We start from the raw sequence: 22,233 nt of genomic DNA on the forward strand, positions 1-22,233 counted from the left end.
GACACCGGACGTGACTGACATCGTCACATGGAGTCACACCGGACGGCTCATCCTACGAGGAGGCCGCTCATGACCGTCTCCCTCGACTATCCGGCCTATAGGACGCTGCTGTCGTACCTTCTCGAACTTCGATTTGCGACGACGGAACAGCTCGCGCGACTCACCGAACACGACTACGGCAGCAGAAGATCCGCGATCCGACAGACCACACGGCACCTGAACACACTCGAAGACCAGGGCGTGGTGCTGCGCCTCGACCGACGCGTCGGCGGATGGCAAGGCGGCTCTGCGCCCGCGATCTGGGCGCTCACCACCAGCGGCTATAGGTCCGTCACGGGGGAAGGGAAGAAGCGGCAACGACCGCACCTGATCTCCACGACATTTCTCGAGCACCTGCTCGCCATCGCCGAAACCCGCGTCACCGCGACCGAGACGATCAGGGGCATCCCGGACGGCCGCCTCAGCATCCAAGCGGAGCCCGTCTGCTGGCGGACCTACCTCGGCCCGCACGGACAGCAACTCACGCTCCGACCCGACCTGCGCCTGACCGTCACCAGTGCCGAGTACCGCGACAGCTACTTCATTGAAGTCGACCGCGCTACCGAGAATCCCGCTCGGGTGATCGCCAAGTGCTGGCAGTACACGCAGTACCGGCGCACCGGAGCAGAGCAGAAAGCGGACGGCATCTTTCCCGCCGTGCTCTGGATCGTGCCCTCTCACGAACGCCGCGAGCAACTGCGCAGTCACATCCAACAGGCGGAGTTCCCGCAGAGTATGTTCCACGCCCTCACGCTCACCGAGCTCCCCGAGATGATCCGCAACGGCCCGCCTCTCACAAATCAGAACAACCCGATTAGGAAGGAGAACAACCCCTATGAAAGCTGAACACATTTCTTACCCAGCCAGTGGCGGCGACAACAGAACAAGATCACCCGTACACCCGACGACGACCCGACGCCTGTGGAAAACCTGGTCGGATCAGGCATCTCACACTGGACTCCGTGGGCGAAGAGAGCGTCAATCGGAGCATGCCCATAACTCCATACACGCCCCAGGCCCAGCCAGCCATCGCCGATCCGTTCGCAGCACTGACACAGTCGTTCACCCCGAAGCGCGCCGTGTCCTACCTGCGCGTATCCACGCGCGAGCAAGCCGAACGCGGCGGACGCGAAGAGGGATTCTCGATCCCGGCGCAGCGCGACGCCAACAAGAAGAAGGCCCAAGCAGTCGGGGCGATGGTCGTCAAAGAGTTCGTCGAGCGCGGTGTCTCAGGCACCGCCACCAACCGTCCCGCACTCCAGGAGATGCTCCGCTACCTCGAAGCCGAGCAAGGGAACGTCGACTATGTCATCGTCCATAAGCTTGACCGCCTCGCCCGCAACCGCGCCGACGACGTCACCCTCAACCAGCGATTCAACGAGCTCGGCATCCGGCTCGTCTCCACCAGTGAGAACATCGATCAGACCCCCGGCGGCATCCTCCTCCACGGCATCATGAGCAGCATCGCCGAGTTTTACTCCCGCAACCTCGCGAACGAGGTCGTCAAAGGCATGAGCGAGAAGGTGAAGAACGGCGGCTCCGTCAGCCGTGCACCGATCGGCTATCTCAACACCCGCACCATCGAGAACGGCCGCGAGAACCGCACCGTTACCGTCGACGAGCAACGCGCGCCGCTCGTGAGCTGGGCGTTCAACGCCTACGCCAGCGGCGAGCACTCCGTGCGCACACTGACCAATGAACTCGTCCGTCGCGGACTCACGACCGTCCCGACCCCACGACTCGTCGAGAAGCCCGTCGAGATCCGACACGTCCACTCGATGCTCACCAACGTCTACTACACCGGCATCACCACGTTCAAAGGCGTCGAGTACCCCGGCAGCCACACCCCGCTCATCGACCGCGAAACCTCCGAGGAAGTGCAGACGATCCTCAAAGAGAAGATCAACGGCGAACGATCGATCAAGCACGACCACTACCTCAAGTCCACGATGTACTGCGGGCACTGCGGGTTCCGCATGGTCGTCCAGATCGTCACGAACCGGCACGGCGAGACATACCCGTACTACTCATGCCTCGGACGCCACTCCAAACGCACCGACTGCACCCTCCGCTCCATCCAAATCGAGCACGCAGAAGACCTCATCCAAGACCTCTACGACCGCATCAGTCTCACGCCCGACTTCCGTCGCGACCTCGAAACGCTCCTCCGGCACGGTCTCAAGCAACTTCGCGCCGACACGGACGCCGAACGGCAGCAGCTCGAGAACACGAAGCAGACCATCGAACGTCGCCAACGCAAGCTCCTCGAAGCCCACTACAACGACGCGATCCCCATCGACATGCTCCGCACCGAGCAGAAACGCCTCGACGCCGAACTCGCCGCCACAACCCGCAGCCTCAACGCCCTCAATGCCGACCTCACCGAGGCCGACGAGCTCATCCGGATCGCGCTCGACATCGCCCAGCACGCAGGCAACACCTATCGGCAAGCCCCCGAGCACATCCGCCGCATGCTCAACCAGCTCCTCTTCGACAAGCTCCTCGTCACTACCGACGACGACGGCAGGCACCACGTCGATGCGACCTACCAGACACCGTTCGACGTCATCTACGGCTCAGACAGCCGAGCGCTCGTCCACGAGGCACGACATGCACAGTCCACCGTCATCCCCGACGGCACGGGGCAATCGAAAGAGCCCGCCGAAACCGGCGGGCTCTCCCTGGACGTGCTGCCCGATTATCTCATTGCTCTTGTCGAGGGTTCGAGTAAGAGCATCATGGTGGATCCGAGGGGATTCGAACCCCTGACCTCTTCATTGCGAACGAAGCGCGCTACCAACTGCGCCACGGACCCGTGCCTTCCGAGCCGTCACCGGCCCGAACAACTCGTCCACACTAGCACGGACGAGCAGGCGCCTCGCACTCGGGTCAGGCCCCGCGGCGGCGCTGCAGAGCCTGGTCGAGGTCGATCGCGTCGACGCCGTCCACGACGCCCATCGCGGCGAAGCGGGAGGAGGGACGCGGAGCCTCGGGAGCGGGAGCGGCGGCACGCGGGACGCGCAGCGGCGCCACCTCGGGAGCGGTCGCGGCGGCGCGCTGGGCGAGCTCCGCCTCCGCCGCGGCGGTGCGCAGGCGCTCCACGGCGTCGATCGACGCCATCGCGGAGGCGGCGACCGTGCCCCGGGAGAGGTAGAGCGGCTTGGGGAGCGGCTGCGGCGTCCAGCTCGCACGGTCCTCGGCGAGCTCCTCGGAGGCGTCGTCCGCGGCCTCCTCGGCGAGCTCGGCCTCGAAGACCTCGGCGCGCCGGCGCTCGGTCGCGGCGGCCGTCGTCGCGGTCGCGGCCGGAGCGGCAGCGCGGCGGCGACCCGGCGCCAGCAGTATCAGCGTGCCGAGCCCCGCGACGGCAAGGAGCAGGCCGACGAGCGGCACCGCACCCGTGCCGCCGAAGGGCAGCATCACGAGCCCGACCAGCGCGGCGACCGCGCCGACCAGCACGGCCAGCGCGGCGCCCTGGCGCCAGCGCAGGACCGAGGGCCCTGACCGCGTGCTCCGCCGTGCGCTCGCGGTCGCCCGTCGCAGCGCGTCGCGCGCCGCCTTCTCCGCCTGTGCCAGCTCCATCGCCTGTGCCTTCTCTTCGGCTCGTCGTCGTGTCTCGGTCACCCGGAGCCGGCGCTGCTGCAGCGCCACCTCGCGGGCCGTCGCCTCCGCACGCACGTGCTCGGGCACTTCCGCGGTCTCGGCGAGGATCCGCAGCGTCTGCTGCAGCCTCACCGCGTTGCGCTCGGTCGCGTTGTACGACCGCCTGCGCATCCACGTGGGGATCAGGTAGGCGACCCACAGAACGGCGGCGAGCGCCCAGACGACGCCCCCGCCCAGCCAGTCGCTACTCATGCGGACAACGCTAGGAGCACCGGGCACTCCCGTCCGTCATTACGGGTAGGTGTGTCCGTGCGGATCGCGGATCAGCCGGGGCCCCGTCGGAGGGACACCGGCGCCGTCGGAGGGTCCGGAGAGACCCGAGCGGCGGGAGGCGCGGAGGTCCGCGTCGGTCGGCAGGCCGACCTCCGACGGGACCTGCCCGTCGAGGTAGCGGCGGAGCACGCCGCGGGGCACCTCCTCCGCCACGAGGGCGAAGCAGAAGTGGTCCCGCCAGTCGCCGTTGATGTGGATGAAGCGCCGCCGCAGGCCCTCGTAGCGGAAGCCGAGCTTCTCGACCACGCGCAGGCTCGGCCGGTTCTCCGGGCGGATGCAGATCTCGATCCGGTGCAGGCCCAGGTCGAGGAAGGCGTGGTCGGCAGCGAGTGCCACGGCGATCGGAGTGATCCCCCGCCCGGCGTAGCGCTCGGACACCCAGTAGCCGATCGACCCGGAGGAGAGCGAGCCGTACCCGATGTTCGAGATGTTGAGCTGCCCGGCGAGCTCGCCGTCCCAGTCGATGAGGAACGGCACTCCCCCGCCGGCCCGCGCGTTCTGCTGCAGCGAGCGGATGCTGGCGCGCACGTCGAATGCGGCGCCTCCCCGGGGGTCGGACGCCTCCCACTGGCGCAGCCACGACCGGTTCGCGATCAGCTCCCGCTCGAGAGGGCGGGCGTCGCGCACGCGGATGGGGCGGACGGTGACACGACCCTCGGTGAGCGTCGGGATCGGGAGCGGCATGATGCGACCCTACTGCTCCGCCGCACTGCGGGAGGGGGACTGGACTCCGCGGCGTTCCGTGCTCTCGGGGAACGGACGAACGGACGGGATCCCGTGCCGCAGCAGGGGGTCCCGTCCGTTCCGGAGGAGCGCTCGCCGGGGCTCAGAGGCCGGCGACGAAGTCCTTCAGCCAGGGCTTGAGGTCCTTGCCGAGGTCGTCGCGGTCGGAGGCGAGCTGCACGATGGCCTTGATGTAGTCGAGCTTGTCGCCGGTGTCGTAGCGGCGGCCGCGGAACACGACGCCGTAGACGCCGCCGAACTCGGCCGGGTCCTGCGCCATGCGCTCCAGCGCGTCGGTCAGCTGGATCTCGCCGCCCTTGCCCGGAGCGGTGTGCTCGAGCACGCCGAACACGTCGGGCTTCAGCACGTAGCGGCCGATGATCGCGAGGTTCGAGGGGGCGTCCTCCTTGGAGGGCTTCTCGACCAGGCCGGTGATCCGCACCACGTCGTCCTCGTCGGTCGCCTCGACCGCCGCGCAGCCGTAGAGGTGGATCTGGTCGGGGTCGACCTCGAGCAGCGCGACCACCGTGGTGTCGCGCTGCTCGGCGACGTCGATCATGCGGGAGAGCAGCGGGTAGCGGGCGTCGATCAGGTCGTCGCCGAGGAGCACGGCGAAGGGCTCGTCGCCGACGTGGCGCTGCGCACGGGAGACCGCGTGGCCGAGGCCCTTCGGCTCGCCCTGACGGACGAAGTGCACGTCGGCGAGGTCGCTGGCGTACTTGACGTGCTCGAGCTTCTTGTCGTCCTTCTTCTGGGACAGGTTCTGCTCGAGCTCGGGCACCGAGTCGAAGTGGTTGGCGAGCGCGTTCTTGTTGCGCCCGATGATCACGAGCACGTCCTGGAGGCCGGCGTCCGCCGCCTCCTCGACCACGTACTGGATCGCCGGCTTGTCGACGACCGGCAGCATCTCCTTGGGGATGGCCTTCGTCGCCGGCAGGAAGCGGGTGCCGAGACCTGCGGCGGGGATGACTGCTTTGCGGATTCGAGTGCCCATGGGGCGCCATCTTAGCGGCGGGGGAAGTCGCGGGAGTTTCGCGCCAGGACCGGCGACGGAAGGCGCCGGACCCCGTTCCGGGGCGGTCCGGGACGAGCGTCCCTCAGGGTCGTCCGCGCGGAGGCCGGCGCGGGGCCCGGTTCTAGACTGAGCGCATGCCAGCCGACATCACGCACGAGAAGCGGGCGCTGCGCGCCGAGCTGCGCGAGCGCCGCCGCACGCAGACCTCGACCGCTCGCGACCAGGCCGCGGAGCAGATCACCGCCCACCTGATCGAGCTCGCCACCCGCGTGGGGGCCCGCTCCCTCGCGTGCTACCTCTCCGCTCCGGACGAGCCGAGCACCCGGCCGTTCCTGGGCTGGGCCGAGAGCCACGGCATCCGCGTCCTCTTCCCCGTCTCGCGCCAGGACGGCCTGCTCGACTGGGCGGTCGGCGACGGCCACACCGAGACCCAGGGCCTGTTCGGCATGCCCGAGCCCGTCGGGCAGCTGCTCGGCCCCATCGCGATCAACGACGTCGACCTCATCGTCGTCCCGGCCGCCACCGTCGACCGGCAGGGGATGCGGATGGGCTGGGGGCGCGGCTACTTCGACAAGACCCTCGGCTCGATGGAGAAGTGCCCGCCGGTCTACGCCGTCGTCTTCGACAGCGAGCTCGTCGACCGGGTGCCCAGCGAGGTCCACGACCAGGCCGTCGACGGAGTCGTCACTCCCTCCGGCATCGTCGACCTGCGCCACTGACCCCGTCCTCCTTCTCCCCCACCCGCCTCCGAGGAGCCCCCTGTGCCCACCTACTCCTACCGCTGCACGCAGTGCGGCAACGCCTTCGACATCCAGCAGAAGTTCACCGACGACACGCTCACCGAGTGCCCGAGCTGCCAGGGGGCGCTGCGCAAGGTGTTCAGCGCGGTCGGCGTGACCTTCAACGGCTCGGGCTTCTACCGCACCGACTCCCGCTCCGGCGGGAAGTCGAGCGAGGGCGGCTCCTCCTCCTCGGGTGCCGGCTCGTCCGGCTCGGGCGCATCCGGCTCCGGCTCATCCGACTCGTCGTCGGGCTCCTCGGGATCGGGCGGCTCCTCCTCCGGATCCTCGGGTTCATCGGGCTCGGGCGGCTCCTCGTCCGGCTCGGGGTCCTCGGGCTCCGGATCGTCCTCCTCCTCGTCGTCCTCGGGCTCCTCCGGGTCCTCCTCCTCGGGTTCCTCCTCCGGGAGCTGACCCGCCACCCACCGCTCACGGCAGAAACGGAACGATCATGATCAACGGCTTCAAGGAGTTCATCCTCCGCGGCAACGTCATCGACCTGGCTGTCGCCGTGGTCATCGGCGCCGCCTTCACGACCATCGTCAACGCGATCGTGACGGGGATCTTCAACCCGCTCATCGGCGTGATCTTCGACGCCTCCTCCCTCGAGACCCTGGACTGGCCCATCCGACCGGGAGAGAACGGCGAGGACCCGACCGTCATCGCCTACGGCTCGGTCGTCTCGGCCCTGATCCAGTTCGTGATCGTCGCCTTCGTCCTCTACTTCGCGTTCGTCCTGCCGATCAACCACCTCAAGAACGCCGCGTTCGCCAAGAAGGCCGCCGACGCCCCCGCCGCGGAGGACAAGGCCCCCACCGAGCTCGAGCTCCTCGCCGACATCCGCGACCTGCTCGCCAACAACGGGACCGCCACCACCGCGAACTCCGGCAAGCACGTCGACTGAGTTGCTCTGTCTCCTTCCGCCGGAGGCGGAAGAGGACCGCGGTCGGCTTCCCGATGAGGGAACGCTTCGCAGAGCGTTGTGCGAAGGGTGCGTCCGAAACGTCGGCACGCGTTTCGGACGGCACCTGCATCTTCGGGAGGTCGCCGATCGGGACCTTGAGCGACTTTGGCGGGGACCGACCGGCCCTGTCTCCACGCGTCCATCCGCTCGTCGAGCGGGGGCGCGCCGGGGGGAGGTCCGAGGTCGCCGACGGGACATGTCTCGACTCGCGGATCACCGACCGGTCCGGCTGACGTCAGTAGTGCGGGGGGACGTCCTGGCGCAGGCGCGCGTCGTTCGGGCCGGTGTCCGGGCGCGCGGGCGGTGCGGAGGGGTCGGCGATCGGAGCGTCGTGCGGGGACGGATCGGTGCCGGGCTTCGCGGGGAGCGTCGCCCGCCGGCCGCCGCGGGTGCGCCGCAACGGGCGGTCGGCACCCGCGGGGGCGTCGGGATCCGGCGCCACGATCAGTCGTGCGGCAGCGGCTCGACGGGCTGCGTCTCCCCCGATGCCGGAGCGGCGGCGGCAGCAGGAGCGGCGGGAGCAGCAGCGGTGGGAGCAGCAGCCTCGCCGGCGGCGGGAGCAGGGGTCTGCTCCTCCCCCGCGGTCGCACCGATCAGCCCGGCCACCCGCGCGGCCACGGCCTCGGGGTCGGCGAACAGCTCGAAGTTGTGCACCCGCAGGTAGTGCCAGCCCAGCCGGCGCAGCAGCTCCGGACGCAGGCGCAGCGACACGCGCAGGCTCTGCGTGCTCACGTCGCGGTCGGTCTCGACCACCACGGCACGGGTCCCGTGCGCGGCGACGAGGGCCAGCTTGCCCTTGTGCCCGATGTTGACCCGGAGTCCGCGGCGCTCGAGGCGCGCGGCGAGATCCACCAGCATCGGCTCCGAGTAGTCGTCGCGGTCGCTCGGCTGGACGCGGTCCTCCGCCTCCTGCAGCACCTGCGCGAGCGCGACCATGCCGTAGCGCATGCGCGACTCGTCGATGTCGCCCGGGCGGAAGCACGAGACGATGTCCATCGAGCGGCGGGCACGGGTCATCCCGACCGCCAGCAGACGCTCTCCGCCCGGCTCCGCGAGCGCGCCGAAGTTCGACAGCAGGCGACCGTGGGGCGTCCGGCCGTAGCCGATCGAGAAGATGACGCGGTCGCGGCTCTGCGCGACCGACTGCTCCAGAGTCACGACGGCGAAGGGCTCGGGCCGATCGCCGAGGATGAAGTCGCTCAGGTCGGTGCGCTTGGCGAAGGCCGTCAGCACCGCCTGCTGCACCCGCACGGCGTGGCGAGGGCTCGCGGTGATGACCATCAGCGACTCGCGCGGACGGATCACGGCGTGCTCGAGCACCAGCTCGACCACCTTCGCGACCTCGGCGTCGACGGACTCGACGGCTCCGGAGTCGTTCTCGGGCATGCCGTGCCCGCTCGCGATGTAGTGGAAGCGGAGCGAGTCGTGTCCGAGGAAGGAGCCGGCCCAGGGCAGCGAGTCGATGCGGCCGCCGTAGAAGCGGCGGTTGACCAGCTCGGCCAGGTCCTCGCCGCCCGCGCGGTAGCTGCGGGTGAGCGTGACGGTGTTGAGCAGCTCGCCGAGTCGGGCGAGCGCCGACTGGGCGTGCAGCGCCTCCACGTCGGTCCGCGAGGCGGTGGAGCCGAACTCCGGCGTCTCGTCGACGCGCAGGCCGAAGGGAGTGGGGGTCTGCGTGACCGGGTCGCCGAACGCGACGACCTGCTTCGCCCGGCGGATCGCTCCGACGTTCTCGGCCAGCGTGGTCGCCCCGGCGTCGACGAGGAACACCGCGTCGAAGGTCGTCTCGGTGCCGATGCGGTGCACCTCGTACGGCGAGGCGAGCCAGGCCGGAGCGAGCACGCGCGAGAGGTGCGGAGCGGCCTTCTGCAGCTCCTGAGGGGTCGTCGCCGCCTCGGTGCGCAGCAGCGCGCGCAGCGCGTCGCGCTCCTGCGGCCAGTCGACGAGCCCGATCTTCCAGGTCTCGGAGAGCTTCCAGGCCAGCAGCTCGGCGCTCGAGGCGGCGTGCGCCTCGTCGACGAGCTTGAAGTCGGCCTCGAGCCGGTCGAGCACGCTCGTGTTGCCGCCGAGCAGCGCACGCTCGTCGGTCAGCATGATCTCGAGCGCCGAGCGCCACCAGGCCAGGTCCAGCTCGCCCGCGACCAGCTCGGCCGGCACGTGGCGGCGCGAGAGGTCGGTGAGCAGCGGGTCCAGGCCCCAGTCGCGGAGGGTGGCGAGGAGGGTCGTCCGCTCCTGGAGGTTGGCGAGCACCTCGCTGTCCTCGGCGAGGCCGGACACCATCGAGGCCAGCTCCGCGAGAGGGAGCGAGGCGAGCTGCAGGTTCGTCCCGCGGCGGCCGAGCGGCTCGTCGAGACGGCTCAGCTGGTCGGTCACCTGCTGGTAGGCAACCTGCACGTCGGCGACGCCGACCGGGACCTCGGGGATCGTGCCGGCGACCGCGTAGCGCTGCCACAGCGTCCGCTGCTGCTGCACCCGGCGGAGCGCCGCGTTCAAGTCGGTGACGTGCGCGCCGGGACGCAGGTACTCGCGGGCGAGCTTCTTCAGGCGCCGGCGGTTGGTGGACGACATCTCGGCTGCCTCGCGGCGCGGCGAGGTGGCGACGATGAGGTCCTGGATCGAGCGGTCGAAGACGGCCGGCTGGAACTTGTCCAGCGTCTCGCGGACGTCCTGCAGCAGACGCAGGTAGATGCCGAGCTCGGCGACCGACTCGAACGGGCGCATCCGCGTCTGGCCGATGACGTCCTGGGCGCGGTCGAGCAGGCGCGGCAGGTCGCGCAGGTGCAGGCGCTTGGCCAGCTCGTGGGCGATCTCGGCGTCGGCGGTGGAGTCGAACTGGGCCCCGTACCAGGGCGAGTCGCCCGGGCCGTAGCGGAATTCGCCCAGGCGCGCCGACTCGATCAGCATCCGGGTCGCCTCGGGGCGGCTGTGCGCGAGAGCGGTGACGGAGCGGCGGTCGAGGCGGGCGGCGGTCGACGGGGGCGTCCGCAGCTGCGAGAGGCGGGCGAGCTCCTCGAGCGCCTGCAGCGCCGAGACGCCGAAGCTCTCGTCGCGCCGGGAGAGCGCGCCGCGGTAGTCGAGCAGCACCTTCCGCAGCCGGAGCAGGGCGTCGTCGATCTCGCTGACGGAGGGGCGCGCGGCCTTCTCGTTGCGGCCGATCGACTGGATGAGGTCGCGGCGGAGCGTGCGGGGCCCGACCGCGATGCCGCCCAGGCCCGCCGAGAGCAGGCGCTGGTGGATGCTGTCGAGGCTCGACCGGCGGGCGCTGACGACCAGCACGCGCTTGTGCTGGGCGGCCAGGGCGCCGATCGCGTTGACGATGGTCTGGGTGCCGCCCGTGCCGGGGAGGGTCTTCACGACGAGCGAGTTGCCGGCCGCGATGTTCGCGATCACCTGCTCCTGCTCGGCGTCCGCGTCGAGGAGGAGGTTGTCGGTCGCCGGAGGACGCTCGTCCTGCGGGATGATCGACGCCACCTTCTGCGACTGCTGCAGCGCCCGCTTGGCGGCCGGGTTCCCGGCGACGGCGTCGAGGACGGGGTGCTCGAGCATCCGGGCGTCGCGGAGCATGTCGCCCGCCACGTCGGCGAAGCTCGAGACCACGAGGCGCGGGTGCACGGCGAACCACGGCAGGTGCGAGGTCAGGCCGCGCAGCTGGTCGATGACCGGCTGCGGCTTGAAGACGCCGTTCTGCACGGCCAGCTCGACGAACTGCTCGGGGTCGATCGTGATGCCGAACTGCTGCTTGAGGGCACGCGCGAGCTGCGGGTTGAAGTAGGGCTGGCCCTTGAGCTTGAGCTCGAAGTCGCGGCCGTAGCGGCGGATGGCGAGCGGGCGCAGGAGCACGGGTGCGGTGAACTCCGTGTCGCCGGCGCGCCACTGGGCGAGGCCGATGGCGAGGTGGACGCCCTCGATACCGCGGACCGAGCGCAGCTCGATCCCCTTGTCGGTGATCGCACCCGCGGCGTTCTTCGCTGTGCGCAGGGCGAGCTCGTCGCGGATGAGCGAGGAGAGGAGCGTCGTCTTGCCCGAGATGAACGGGGGCAGCCCGCCGGGGTGCGTGGTCGAGAGCTCGATGCGCGTCCGGGGCGAGTCCACGAAGTGGAGCAGGGGCGACGGACCGCCGACCTTGGCGAGCTCGTCGCGCCACGACTGCCACACCGGATCGGCCACGTTGCCGCCCTGGTAGCCGGCCTCGCCGCTCGTCACCTGCACGGGAGAGGTCGCCGTCGGGGAGAGCCGATGCGCGGACGCCTCCCCCTGGTCACCGGATTCGGGTGAGGTCGCCACCGGTCCGGCTCCTGGGAAATCGTCGACTCGTTGCACACGGACACCCTAAACCGGGCACCTCCGAAAGGCCGTAGCGACGCGGGTCGGCGGCACGGCACCTCCGTACGGCTCACCTGCCTGGAGCATCGGAGGCACGCGGAGCGCCGGGTCGGATCGGCGAGCGCGCCCGCCCGATCGGGGCGGGCGGGGCTCAGGAGGGCCAGACGGCCCGGGGCGGCGCCGTCTCGATCCGGCGCTCGTCGCCGACCACGCGGATCCGGCTGCTCACGCGGTGGTGCCCGGCGGCAGCGGCGACCGCGGTCATGACGAGCTGAGCGTGGTCGCGCGCGAGATGTCCGAAGGCGCTCCGCAGATCGACGGGACGGCCGGTGGCGAGCGACACGGCGATTCGGGCGACCGCCTCCTCCGAGAGGTCGAGGAGGCACGCCTGCTCGGCGAGGACGGCGAAGTCGATCCGCGGCGCTGCCTCCGTGGCGGCACCGGCCGCCCACGGGTGCTCGGGGCGGAGGCATCCGGCGCGGACGAGGAGCTGCTCCGCGGCTTCGAGGCCGGGCCCGGCGAGGACGGGGATCATGCCGCGGTCCGCTCGGCGCGGCGCCCGGAGGCGCGGACCCCGACGGACACGACGGCCGACAGCAGGCAGGCGACGCCGGCGATCAGCGGCGCGAGCCAGCCGAGGACGCTCACCTCGTCGACGTCCGTGCCGAAGTACTGCCAGTGCGCGATGGCGTAGACGAAGAGGGAGAAGAAGCAGAGCGCGACGCCCGTGAGCGCCGACACCAGGTCTGCCGGACGGACGAGGGGCTCGTGCTCCGCCGAGGCGGCCTGGTCGATCGCGGGCTCGGAGAGGGCGGCGGCCGGGACCTGCGGGAGGGTCGCGGTGGCGGGGTGCTGCGTCATGTCTCGAGGGAACCAGCCGCGCGGTGTCACGGTCGTCACTCGCTGGCATGACGTCCTGAGCCGAGCGGATGGTGGCGCGGTCGGCCGGTCAGGGAGCGACGGGGACGTCCGCTCGGGCCGGTCGGCGTCCGAGCGACGACTGGAACCGCAGCAGGTACCCGTCCGGATCGGCCACCACCAGCTGACGGACGCCCGCCTCCTCCGCTCCGACCCGGTACCAGCGGGTCTCGAGCGGCGAGAACAGCGGCGTCCCGGCCTCGGCGAGTGCCGCTGCCGTCCGGTCGGCGTCGTCGACGTGCAGCTGCAGGTTCATCCCCCGGCCGAACGGGCGCTCCAGCGGTGCCGCGATCCAGTTGCGGCCCCGCCCCGCCTCTTCGAGCATCACGTGCGCGGAGCCGAGGACCAGGTACGCGAAGCCCTCCTCGGGCCGGGCGTAGTGGATCCGGAACCCGCAGGGACCGCACCAGAATCCCAGGCTCCGGTCGAGGTCGGCGACGAGCAGCTCGGGGACGAGATCGGGATCGGCCATCCGCGCGGTCTACGCCTCGGCGCCCTCGGGGCGCTTCGTGCGGCCCGGGAGCAGGAGCAGGCCCGAGACGCCCACGACGATCAGCAGGATGGCCGCGACCGTGACGAAGGAGGCCAGCGCCAGCACGGGCATGATGATCGTCAGGACGCCCGCGATGACCGAGGCGATCCCTGCCGCGATCGGCAGCCACGCGGGGCCGGCGACGGTGCGGCCGCTGGTGATGCTCGAGACGCCGTCGAGGATCCAGCCCGCGCCGATCACGAGGCCCAGGACGCTCAGCGACTCGAACGGGTTCGACAGGCACAGGATGCCCGCGACCAGGATCAGGGCGCCGAGCAGGCCCGCGAGCCAGCGCACCCGGGCATCGAGCCGCGAGGCGGTGAAGGCCAGCAGCAGGCGGAAGACGCCCGCGGCGATCAGGTGGATGCCGAAGACGATGGCGACGGTCAGCAGCGTCGGACCGGGGATCAGGACGGCGATGACGCCGAGCACGATCGCGATCAGCGAGACGGCGATGATCCACCAGCGCTCGACGGAGGTGCGGGACATCGTGGGCGCGGCGGTCTCGGACATGGCGTTCCTTCGCGTCGGGGAGTGCGGACCCCTCGAACGTTAGGGCACCGGGGCGGGGTGGCGCGGGGCCTTGCGCCCGCCCGCCCGAGGACGCAGGTCAGTGGCGCGATCCGGTGCGCGCCGCGGCACGGTGCCGCCGCACGCGGCGCACAACGAGCGCGAGCAGCAGCACGCCGAACGCGCTGTAGATGATCGCGTCGAGCACGCCCGCGTACTGGTCGACGAGCTCGTACTGCGTGCCGAGGGCCGCGCCGAGGCCGATCAGCAGGCCGTTCCAGACGCCGGAGCCGAGGATCGTCAGTCCCGAGAACAGCAGCAGGTTCATCCGCTCGGCCCCCGCGGGGAGCGAGATGAGGCTGCGCACGCCCGGGATGAGGCGACCGAAGAGGACCGCCCAGGTGCCGTGCCGGCGGAACCAGCCGACCGCCTTCTCGAAGTCCTCGCGGTCGACCAGCGGGAGCTTGGAGAGCAGGCGGATCGAGCGCTCCGTGCCGATGCGGTGGCCGAGCGCGTAGAGGATCAGGCCGCCGAGGTAGGCGCCGAGGGTCGCCGTGATCACGACCAGCACCAGGTTCATCCGGCCCTGCTGGGCGAGGAAGCCGGCCAGCGGCAGCACGAGCTCGCTCGGGATCGGCGGGAACACCGTCTCGATCAGCGTCAGCAGGCCGACGCCCGCCTCTCCGAGCGCGGCGATCACCCGCGCGGCGACGCCGACGAGTCCGGAGAGCTCGTCGATGCTGTCGGAGGAGGAGGCGGTCGCCACGGAGGCGGGGGCGAGGGCGAGGGTCGCGATCGTCATGACTGAGAAGCTACTCAGTCCGCCGAGCGCGCACCTGGGAATCCGGCGGCCCGCTCAGGGGCGGCCGGTGAGCACGACGGTGTCCGATCCCTGCAGCCGCACCTCGACCGAGGCGATCTCGGACAGCGGGAGCCCGGTGGCGAGGCTGGGCTCCATCGTCGTCCCCGGCGCGCTCGTCCACGATCCGACGGCCTCGGTGCCGCCCGAGGTGTCCGTGACGTAGAGGACGTAGCCGGCCGAGCCCGCGTACTGCTCGGCCGTGTCGGCCCAGCTGCAGTCCATGTCGATCCGCGTGCCCCACTGCTGCGGCACGAACCGCACGGAGGCCTCGACGGGGACGCCCGGAGCCGCGGCGAGCGAGACGGTCGAGCCGACGGTCTCGACGGGGGCGAGGGACGGGCCGATCGCGAGCGGCAGGGCGACGGCGGCGGCGGCCGAGACGCCCGCGGCGGCGAGCACCAGGCCCGCGATGCGCAGCCGCGTCCGGCGGCGGACGGAGTCGGTGGCCGCGGCGAGGCGGGTCAGCAGTGCCGCCGGAGCCGGATCGCCGGCCGCCTCCGGCTCCTCGACCAGGCGCATCGCCTCGTCCTGGGGCAGGTGGGCCAGCAGGCCCGGCAGCGGGACGAACTCGGCGAGGGACTCGCGGCAGCCGGGGCAGCCGCGCAGGTGCAGCTCGTACTCGCGGCGGTCGGCGGCGGTCAGGGATCCGAGGAGGTACGCGGCGTCCCAGTCGCGGAAGGGGTCGTCGTGCCGGTCGTCGGAGGAGGGGTCGCGGTTCACAGCTCCGTCACCCCCCGCTCCTGCAGTGCGAGCTTGAGGGCCCGCATCCCGTAGTGCATCCGAGACTTGACAGTGCCCGGGGCGATCCCCAGCAGCGCGGCGATCTCGGTGACCGTGCGGCCGCCGTAGTAGGCGTGCACGATGACGGCGCGGTGGTCGTGGCTCAGTCCGCTGAGCGCGTCCGAGAGCAGCCAGGCGTCGAGCACCTGGTCGGTGCGGTCGGCGGTCGGGCGCTCGGGGACCTCGTCCGTGCCCAGCTCCCGGGCGTAGCGGGCGCTGCGGCGGTCGTCGATGACGAGGTTCCGGGCCACGGTGTAGAGCCAGGAGCGGGCGGCGGCCTCGCCCTGGGCGAGGATCTCGGGGTGCTTCCAGGCGCGCAGCAGCGCCTCCTGCACGACGTCCTCCGCCATCTGGCGGTCGCCGGTCAGGCGCAGCACGAACCGCCAGAGCGCGCTGGCGTGCTCGTCGTGCAGCGCACGCAGCATCTGGGCCTGATCCTCGGACATCTCCACCTCTTCCTGCACCAACGTAACGGGGGCCCGAACGGTTCAGCCGGTTCGCGCGAGCGGCCCCACTCTGGTACTCCGGAGTCGATGACCTTCCCCGATGCCGACGACGCCGCCCGCGTGCGCTCCTTCCTCCGCGACAACCGCTCGCGGATGCTCGACGACGTCCGGCACCTCGTGATGATCGAGAGCCCCAGCGACTCCCTCGAGGCGCTCGGCGAGCTGCACGCCTTCCTGGTGCACTGGGTGGGAGAGCGGCTCGGGCACGACGCCGACGTGCAGCACCGGCGTGCGCAGGACGCGCCGACCGCGACCAGCTGGACCGTCCCGGCGAGCGGCGGCGCGAGACCGCACCGCGGCACGCGTCCGTTCGTGGCGCTGCTCGGCCACTACGACACGGTGTGGCCCCTGGGCACGACCCGCTCCTGGCCCTTCGCCGTCGACGGCGACCGCCTGAGCGGCCCGGGCAGCTACGACATGAAGGCCGGGCTGGTGCAGATGGTGTGGCTGGTGGCCGCGCTCCGCCACGCCGGCGTCCCGCATCCGGCCGTCCGCCTGGTGATGAGCGGGGACGAGGAGATCGGCAGCGCCGCCTCGCGCCCGTTCCTGGAGCGGCAGTGCGCGGGCGCCGACGCGGTCCTGGTGTTCGAGGGCGCGATCGGCGACGCGGTCAAGACGGCGCGCAAGGGCATCGGGCGCTTCGTGATCGACGTGGTCGGGGTCGAGGCGCACGCCGGGGTCGAGCCGGAGAAGGGGGCGAGCGCGATCCACGAGCTCGGCTCGCTGATCCCGCGGGTGCTGGCGATCGCGCGGGAGGAGGAGGGCACCTCGGTCAACATCGGAGTGGTCTCCGGCGGCTCGCGGGTCAACGTGACGACGGCCCGCGTGCGCCTGGAGCTGGAGGCGCGGATCCGCGGATCCGCCGAGGCCGCCCGCGTCGAGGCCGAGCTCGACGCGCTCGCCGCCGCCGACCCGCGCATCCGGCTGGAGGTGCGCGGCTCCTGGGAGCGGCCCGTCTTCGAGCGGACCGCCTCCGTCGCCGCGCTCTACCGCAGGGCCGAGCGGGTCGCGAAGCGGATCGACGTCCCCCTCCGCGAGATCGCGGTCGGCGGGGCGAGCGACGGCAACCTCGTCGCCGCGCTGGGCCTGCCGGTCCTCGACGGGCTCGGCGCCCCGGGCGAGGGTGCGCACGCGCGCAGCGAGGCGATCGGCATCGAGGGCATGCTGGAGCGGACGGCGCTCGCCGCGCTGCTGGTCGCCAGCTTCGGCGACGAGCACTGACCGGCCGCAGAGGAAGGACGAGCGGATGACCCTGTACGAATCGCGCCCCGTGGGCGTCGTGATCGAGGCTCCGGCCGCGGAGGTGTACGCCTTCGTCTCCGACCCGGCGAACCTCCCGCGGTGGGCCGCGGGCCTCGCCTCCTCCGCGCTCGAGCAGGTCGACGGACGCTGGTTCGCCGACTCGCCGATGGGCCGGGTCGAGGTGCGCTTCGCCCCGCAGAACCCGTTCGGCGTCGCGGACCACGAGGTCACGCTCCCCGACGGGACGGTGGTGGACAATCCGCTCCGGGTGCTCGTGAACGGGGACGGCGCCGAGGTGGCCTTCACCGTGCGGCGGCGCCCCGGGATGAGCCTCGACGACTGGGACGAGGACTGCGCGCGGGTCGCGGACGACCTCGAATCGCTCCGGCTGCTGTTCGAGCGCGGGGCGCTGTAGGTTCGTCACAGCTCCGGCGCAGGGCCGGCACCCGTGAGAACGAGGACGCGATGACCTCCCCCGATCGTCCGAGCACCCGCCCCGCCGGCGGCATCGAGCTCAACGGCCTCGACACGATCCAGGAGTCGGAGCGGCACGGCCGCCCTCGCGACCTGTTCTGGCCGTGGTTCGCCGCGAACGTGTCCGTGCTCGGGCTGAGCTACGGCTCCTTCCTCCTCGGCTTCGGCCTCTCCTTCGGGCAGGCGACGCTCGTCAGCGTGATCGGGATCGTCGTCTCGTTCCTCTTCTGCGGTCTGGTCGCCGTCGCCGGCAAGCGCGGCTCCGCCCCGACGATGGTGCTCAGCCGAGCGGCCTTCGGGGTCGACGGCAACCGCCTCGTCTCGGTGATCTCCTGGCTGCTCACGGTGGGCTGGGAGACGGTGCTGGCCTCCCTCGCGGTGCTCGCGACGGCGACGGTGTTCGAGGAGTTCGGCTGGGACGGGGGCGTGCTCACCAAGGTGGTCGCGCTCATCGTGGTCGCCGCGCTCATCGTGATCGCCGGGATCGCGGGCTTCCGCCTGATCATGCGGCTCCAGCTCGCGATCACCGTCGCGACCGCCGTGCTGACCGTGGTCTACGTCGTGCTCGTCCTCGACCGGATCGACCTCGCCGCCGTCGGCGCCCTGCCCGCGGGCTCGGCCGCCGCGGTCATCGGCGGGCTCGTGTTCATGATGACCGGCTTCGGGCTGGGCTGGGTGAACGCCGCGGCCGACTACTCCCGCTACCTCCCCCGCGGTGCCCGCACGAGCGGAGTGATCGCGTGGACGACGATCGGCGGAGCGGTCGCGCCCGTCGTGCTGGTGGTCGTCGGCCTGCTGCTGGCCGGCTCCTCGCAGGAGCTCTCGGACGCGATCGCCGCGGACCCGATCGGAGCGCTCGCCGGGATCCTGCCGACCTGGTTCCTGCTCCCCTTCATCGTCGTCGCGCTGCTCGGCCTGATCGGCGGGGCCGTGATGGACATCTACTCCTCGGGCCTGGCGCTGCTCAGCACGGGGCTCAAGGTCTCGCGGCCGGTGGCCGCCGGGATCGACGGCGTGCTGATGGTCCTCGGAGCGGTCTACGTCGTGTTCGTCGCGGGCGACTTCCTCGGCCCGTTCCAGGGCTTCCTGATCACCCTCGGCGTGCCGATCGCGGCCTGGCTCGGCGTGTTCCTCGCCGACCTCCTCCTCCGCCGGCGCGACTACGACCAGGAGGCCCTGTACGACTCCCGCGGCCGCTACGGCAGCGTCTCGGCGGTCCCCGTGGCCCTCGTGCTGATCGGCGCGGTCGTCGGCTGGGGCCTGGTGGTCAACTACTCCCCCGGGTTCGAGTGGGAGGGCTACCTCCTCGGCCCGCTCGGCGGCCGCGACGGCGACTGGGCCGGCGCCAACCTCGGCGTCCTCGTGGCGCTCGTGATCGGCTTCGCGGGAACGCTCGCCCTCTCGCGCGGGGCCGTCCGCCGCCAGGAGGCCTCGGCGTGAGCCTGCTCGTCGCGATCGACCTGCAGCACGTCTTCGCCGACGCCGAGTCGCCGTGGGGATCCGGCGGATTCGAGCGCGCGGCCGAGGGGACCCGCCGGCTCCTCCCGGCGTTCGGCGAGCGGGTCGTGACCACCCGCTTCGTCGCCCCGGAGCGGCCCGCCGGCGCGTGGATCCCCTACTACCGCGAATGGCCGTTCGCGCTCGTCCCCGAGAGCGACCGGCTCTACGAGCTCGCGGCCGGGTTCGAGGGCCACCGCACGATCACCGCCACGACCTTCGGCAAGTGGGGGCCCGAGCTCGAGGCCGAGCTCGACGACTCCCGCGAGCTCGTGCTCACCGGCGTCTCGACCGACTGCTGCGTGCTCTCGACGGCGCTGGCGGCCGCGGACGCCGGAGTGCGGGTCAGGGTCGCCGCGGACGCCTGCGCGGGCGCCTCCGAGGCCGACCACCAGCGCGCGCTCGACGCCATGTCCCTGTACGCGCCGCTGATCGAGATCACGACCGTGGACGCGGTGCTGGCGGACCTGCGCGCCCGGGGCTGAGACCGCGGTCGGGACGCGAGCCGCTTGCGCCGGTCGGCCCCGCGCGTCGCGGGGCGACCCCGTCACCCGGCATGATGTCGGCATGTCCTCCACCGACGAGCGCGTCAGCCCGGCTTCCCGCACCCTGGTCATCGGCGAGGCGCTGATCGACATCGTCGAGCGCGACGGCAGCGCCACGGAGCACGTCGGCGGCTCCCCGGCCAACGTCGCCCTCACGCTCGCCCGACTCGGGCGACCCGCGACCCTCGTCACTGACATCGCCGACGACGAGCGCGGCCGCCGCATCAGCGCCCACCTCGAGGCCTCCGGAGTGGAGGTCCGGCACGGCGACTCGGAGCGCACCAGCACCGCTCGGGCGGTCCTCGCCGCGGACGGGTCGGCCCGCTACGTCTTCGACCTCTCCTGGAACCCGCCGGCGGCGGACCCGGAGGGCGCCTCCCACGTCCACACCGGCTCCATCGCGATCTTCCTCGAGCCGGGCGGATCCGCCGTGCTCGGGCTCCTCGAGGCTCTGCCCGCCGGAGTGACGGCGAGCGTCGACGCGAACATCCGTCCGGCTCTGGTCGGCGCGCACGCCGAGGCGCTCGCGCGCTTCGAGCGGATCGCCGCCGCGTGCGAGGTCGTGAAGCTCAGCGACGAGGACGCGGAGTGGCTCTACCCGACGATGCAGCTCGACGAGGTCCTCAGCCGGCTGCTCTCCCTCGGGTCGCAGCTCGCGGTCGTCACCCGCGGCGCGGAGGGACTTCTGCTGGCCTCGGCCGTCACGCGGGTGACCGTGCCCGCCGCCCGGATCGTGGTGGCGGACACGATCGGCGCCGGCGACTCCGCGATGGGCGCGATCCTCGACGAGGCGTTCCGCCAGGGCCTCGGCGCCGCGAACGGGATGCTCCTCGACGGCCCCGCCCTGCACGCGATCGGCCGCCACGCCGCGCACGTCGCCGGCATCACGACCTCCCGCTCCGGCGCGAACCCGCCCACCCGCGACGAGCTCTGAGGACCGGGGGCGGACCTTCTGCAGGACGCCCCTGGTGCTCGCGTCGGGACGCGGAGATACTGGGCGCACCTCGACGGAAAGGCGTGCCGTGCCCACTTCACTGAGCCCCTACATCGGCTTCGACGGCTCCGCGCAGGAGGCGATGGAGTTCTACCGGGACGTCCTCGGCGGCGAGCTCAGCTCCAGCCGCTTCGGCGACTTCGGGATGAGCGCGGATCCGGCCGACCAGGACCGGATCATGCACGCCCAGCTCGTCACGCCGAGCGGGATGATCCTGATGGGCTCCGACTCCCCCTCCTCGAGCCCGGCCGAGAGCGGCGCCCGCATCACGATCGCGCTCTTCGGCGACGACGAGGCCGAGCTGAGCGGCTACTGGGACGGCCTGGCCGAGGGCGGCACGGTCGTCGAGCCGCTGGTCGCCTCGCCCTGGGGCGACCGCTTCGGGATGCTGGTCGACCGCTACGGCGTCGGCTGGATGGTGAACATCGCCGCTCCGCCGGCCTGACGCTCCTCCCCAGCGCGGGGTCGGGGCACGCCTCCCCCGGGTGCGTCCACCCGTCCCGCCGGGCGCCGCGGCAGGCGCAGAATGGAGGGACGGCTCCCGCTCCGGGAGCCGTCCCACCCCTCACGAAGGCTGCAGATGACGATCACGCTCGGGTACAAGGCATCGGCGGAGCAGTTCGGCGCCCGGGAGCTCGTCGAGCTCGCGGTCGGCGCCGAACGGCACGGCTTCGAGACCGCGGTCGTCTCGGACCACTTCCAGCCGTGGCGGCACACGGGCGGGCACGCGCCGTTCTCCCTCGCCTGGCTCGCCGCGGCCGGTGAGCGCACCTCCACCATCACCCTCGGCACCTCCGTGATGACCCCGCACTACCGCTACAACCCCGCCGTCATCGCCCAGGCGTTCGGCACGCTCGGCGTGCTCTACCCCGAGCGGATCATGCTCGGCGTCGGCACCGGCGAGGCGCTGAACGAGGTCGCCACCGGCTACCAGGGCGCGGGCGAGCAGACCTGGCCGGACTTCAAGGAGCGCTTCGCCCGCCTGCGCGAGGCCGTGCGGCTGATGCGCGCGCTCTGGGCGGGCGACCGCGTCACCTTCGACGGCGAGTACTACTCCACTCACGAGGCGTCGATCTACGACAAGCCCGAGAGCGGCGTGCCGGTCTACATCGCGGCGGGCGGCCCCGTCGTCGCCAAGTACGCCGGCCGCGCGGGCGACGGCTTCATCTGCACATCGGGCAAGGGCATGGAGCTCTACACCGAGAAGCTGCTCCCCGCCGTCGAGGAGGGCGCCGCGGCGGCCGATCGCGACTCCTCGACCATCGACCGCATGATCGAGATCAAGCTCTCCTACGATCCCGATCCGGCGCTCGCGCTCGAGAACACGCGCTTCTGGGCGCCGCTCTCGCTGTCGCCGGAGCAGAAGCACTCGCTGACTGATCCGGTCGACATGGAGCGCGCCGCCGACGAGCTGCCGATCGAGCAGGTCGCGAAGCGCTGGATCGTCGGCTCCGACCCCGAGGAGACGGTCGCGCAGATCAAGCCCTACGTCGACGCGGGCTTCACCCACCTGGTCTTCCACGCCCCGGGCGACGACCAGCAGCGCTTCTTCGACGCCTTCGAGCGCGACCTCGCGCCGCGGCTGCGCGCGCTCTGACCT

The 22,233-nt window shown here is 71.7% G+C and carries 24 protein-coding genes, 1 tRNA gene and 1 pseudogene; 12 read left to right on the plus strand and 14 right to left on the minus strand.

Annotated elements, in window-relative coordinates:
• Positions 1 to 69 precede the first annotated feature (69 nt).
• On the plus strand, positions 70 to 885 hold the full coding sequence (locus tag C5C49_RS03350; RefSeq protein ID WP_104345405.1) for a replication-relaxation family protein: 816 nt from the start codon (positions 70 to 72) through the stop codon (positions 883 to 885).
• Positions 886 to 1,028: 143 nt separating this feature from the next.
• A pseudogene (locus tag C5C49_RS17490) lies at positions 1,029 to 2,090 on the plus strand (recombinase family protein); the annotation flags it as partial.
• On the opposite strand, the gene C5C49_RS17270 reads toward C5C49_RS17490, so the two are convergent.
• The 5 genes from C5C49_RS17270 to galU all read right to left on the minus strand — a co-directional run bounded on the left by C5C49_RS17270 (position 2,067) and on the right by galU (position 5,689).
• A complete protein-coding gene (locus C5C49_RS17270) occupies positions 2,067 to 2,570 on the minus strand; it encodes a hypothetical protein (protein ID WP_258068364.1) in 504 nt (167 codons plus the stop codon). The pseudogene C5C49_RS17490 and the gene C5C49_RS17270 sit on opposite strands and share 24 nt — an antisense overlap.
• A gap of 208 nt (positions 2,571 to 2,778) precedes the next feature.
• A tRNA-Ala gene (locus C5C49_RS03365) sits at positions 2,779 to 2,854 on the minus strand.
• A 74-nt stretch (positions 2,855 to 2,928) separates the two neighbouring features.
• Entirely contained in the window at positions 2,929 to 3,891 is a 963-nt protein-coding gene (locus C5C49_RS03370) for a hypothetical protein (protein WP_104223216.1), read from the minus strand.
• Between the two features lie 39 nt (positions 3,892 to 3,930).
• Complete coding sequence (locus tag C5C49_RS03375; protein WP_104273095.1) at positions 3,931 to 4,656, minus strand: GNAT family N-acetyltransferase; 726 nt, start codon at positions 4,654 to 4,656, stop codon at positions 3,931 to 3,933.
• Between the two features lie 142 nt (positions 4,657 to 4,798).
• Positions 4,799 to 5,689, minus strand: a complete 891-nt coding sequence (galU, locus tag C5C49_RS03380; RefSeq protein WP_104297210.1) for a UTP--glucose-1-phosphate uridylyltransferase GalU — start codon at positions 5,687 to 5,689, stop codon at positions 4,799 to 4,801.
• Positions 5,690 to 5,844: 155 nt separating this feature from the next.
• On the opposite strand from galU, the gene C5C49_RS03385 reads away from it, so the two are divergent.
• Genes C5C49_RS03385 through mscL form a run of 3 tightly spaced genes read left to right on the plus strand, consistent with a single transcriptional unit; the run spans position 5,845 to position 7,393 of the window.
• A complete protein-coding gene (locus C5C49_RS03385; protein ID WP_104223219.1) occupies positions 5,845 to 6,429 on the plus strand; it encodes a 5-formyltetrahydrofolate cyclo-ligase in 585 nt (194 codons plus the stop codon).
• A gap of 42 nt (positions 6,430 to 6,471) precedes the next feature.
• Positions 6,472 to 6,903: an FmdB family zinc ribbon protein gene (locus C5C49_RS03390; protein WP_104223220.1), complete on the plus strand. Its 432-nt coding sequence runs from the start codon at positions 6,472 to 6,474 to the stop codon at positions 6,901 to 6,903.
• A gap of 37 nt (positions 6,904 to 6,940) precedes the next feature.
• Positions 6,941 to 7,393 carry a large conductance mechanosensitive channel protein MscL gene (gene mscL / locus C5C49_RS03395; protein ID WP_181135694.1) on the plus strand — a complete coding sequence of 151 codons (453 nt, stop codon included), beginning with the start codon at positions 6,941 to 6,943 and terminating at the stop codon, positions 7,391 to 7,393.
• Positions 7,394 to 7,688: 295 nt separating this feature from the next.
• Here the strand turns inward: mscL and C5C49_RS03405 are convergent, their stop codons facing one another.
• The 9 genes from C5C49_RS03405 to C5C49_RS03450 all read right to left on the minus strand — a co-directional run bounded on the left by C5C49_RS03405 (position 7,689) and on the right by C5C49_RS03450 (position 15,821).
• Complete coding sequence (locus C5C49_RS03405; protein WP_104223221.1) at positions 7,689 to 7,895, minus strand: hypothetical protein; 207 nt, start codon at positions 7,893 to 7,895, stop codon at positions 7,689 to 7,691.
• Between the two features lie 2 nt (positions 7,896 to 7,897).
• A complete protein-coding gene (locus C5C49_RS03415; RefSeq protein WP_374953841.1) occupies positions 7,898 to 11,734 on the minus strand; it encodes a DEAD/DEAH box helicase in 3,837 nt (1,278 codons plus the stop codon).
• A gap of 190 nt (positions 11,735 to 11,924) precedes the next feature.
• Complete coding sequence (locus tag C5C49_RS03420) at positions 11,925 to 12,308, minus strand: hypothetical protein (RefSeq protein ID WP_104345407.1); 384 nt, start codon at positions 12,306 to 12,308, stop codon at positions 11,925 to 11,927.
• Positions 12,305 to 12,634, minus strand: coding sequence for a hypothetical protein (locus C5C49_RS03425; RefSeq protein WP_104345408.1), 330 nt, complete (start codon positions 12,632 to 12,634; stop codon positions 12,305 to 12,307). The genes C5C49_RS03420 and C5C49_RS03425 overlap by 4 nt, the downstream gene beginning before the upstream one ends.
• An 88-nt stretch (positions 12,635 to 12,722) precedes the next feature.
• Positions 12,723 to 13,163 (minus strand): VOC family protein, encoded by a 441-nt coding sequence (locus C5C49_RS03430; RefSeq protein ID WP_104232861.1) that lies wholly within the window; start codon positions 13,161 to 13,163, stop codon positions 12,723 to 12,725.
• Positions 13,164 to 13,172: 9 nt separating this feature from the next.
• Positions 13,173 to 13,736: an HdeD family acid-resistance protein gene (locus tag C5C49_RS03435; RefSeq protein ID WP_104232862.1), complete on the minus strand. Its 564-nt coding sequence runs from the start codon at positions 13,734 to 13,736 to the stop codon at positions 13,173 to 13,175.
• A gap of 97 nt (positions 13,737 to 13,833) precedes the next feature.
• Complete coding sequence (locus C5C49_RS03440; protein ID WP_104225072.1) at positions 13,834 to 14,535, minus strand: DedA family protein; 702 nt, start codon at positions 14,533 to 14,535, stop codon at positions 13,834 to 13,836.
• A 54-nt stretch (positions 14,536 to 14,589) separates the two neighbouring features.
• Positions 14,590 to 15,315 (minus strand): anti-sigma factor, encoded by a 726-nt coding sequence (locus C5C49_RS03445; RefSeq protein WP_104345409.1) that lies wholly within the window; start codon positions 15,313 to 15,315, stop codon positions 14,590 to 14,592.
• A complete protein-coding gene (locus tag C5C49_RS03450) occupies positions 15,312 to 15,821 on the minus strand; it encodes a sigma-70 family RNA polymerase sigma factor (RefSeq protein ID WP_104225070.1) in 510 nt (169 codons plus the stop codon). Before C5C49_RS03450 ends, C5C49_RS03445 begins: the two co-directional genes overlap by 4 nt.
• Before the next feature lie 87 nt (positions 15,822 to 15,908).
• On the opposite strand from C5C49_RS03450, the gene C5C49_RS03455 reads away from it, so the two are divergent.
• The 7 genes from C5C49_RS03455 to fgd all read left to right on the plus strand — a co-directional run bounded on the left by C5C49_RS03455 (position 15,909) and on the right by fgd (position 22,230).
• Positions 15,909 to 17,102: a M20/M25/M40 family metallo-hydrolase gene (locus C5C49_RS03455; RefSeq protein WP_104225069.1), complete on the plus strand. Its 1,194-nt coding sequence runs from the start codon at positions 15,909 to 15,911 to the stop codon at positions 17,100 to 17,102.
• A 25-nt stretch (positions 17,103 to 17,127) separates the two neighbouring features.
• Positions 17,128 to 17,538: an SRPBCC family protein gene (locus C5C49_RS03460; protein WP_104249452.1), complete on the plus strand. Its 411-nt coding sequence runs from the start codon at positions 17,128 to 17,130 to the stop codon at positions 17,536 to 17,538.
• Between the two features lie 50 nt (positions 17,539 to 17,588).
• Positions 17,589 to 19,037: a cytosine permease gene (locus C5C49_RS03465; RefSeq protein WP_104345410.1), complete on the plus strand. Its 1,449-nt coding sequence runs from the start codon at positions 17,589 to 17,591 to the stop codon at positions 19,035 to 19,037.
• Positions 19,034 to 19,579, plus strand: a complete 546-nt coding sequence (locus C5C49_RS03470; RefSeq protein ID WP_104273101.1) for a cysteine hydrolase family protein — start codon at positions 19,034 to 19,036, stop codon at positions 19,577 to 19,579. The genes C5C49_RS03465 and C5C49_RS03470 overlap by 4 nt, the downstream gene beginning before the upstream one ends.
• Before the next feature lie 82 nt (positions 19,580 to 19,661).
• The gene (locus tag C5C49_RS03475) at positions 19,662 to 20,573 is read left to right on the plus strand and encodes a carbohydrate kinase (RefSeq protein WP_104225065.1); all 912 of its coding nucleotides are present in this window, start codon (positions 19,662 to 19,664) and stop codon (positions 20,571 to 20,573) included.
• 88 nt (positions 20,574 to 20,661) lie between these two features.
• Complete coding sequence (locus C5C49_RS03480) at positions 20,662 to 21,078, plus strand: VOC family protein (protein ID WP_104345411.1); 417 nt, start codon at positions 20,662 to 20,664, stop codon at positions 21,076 to 21,078.
• A 135-nt stretch (positions 21,079 to 21,213) separates the two neighbouring features.
• A complete protein-coding gene (gene fgd, locus C5C49_RS03485) occupies positions 21,214 to 22,230 on the plus strand; it encodes a glucose-6-phosphate dehydrogenase (coenzyme-F420) (RefSeq protein ID WP_181067747.1) in 1,017 nt (338 codons plus the stop codon).
• Positions 22,231 to 22,233: the final 3 nt, after the last annotated feature.

The organism is Rathayibacter sp. AY1E2, from assembly GCF_002932325.1.
Classification (GTDB): Bacteria; Actinomycetota; Actinomycetes; order Actinomycetales; family Microbacteriaceae; genus Rathayibacter.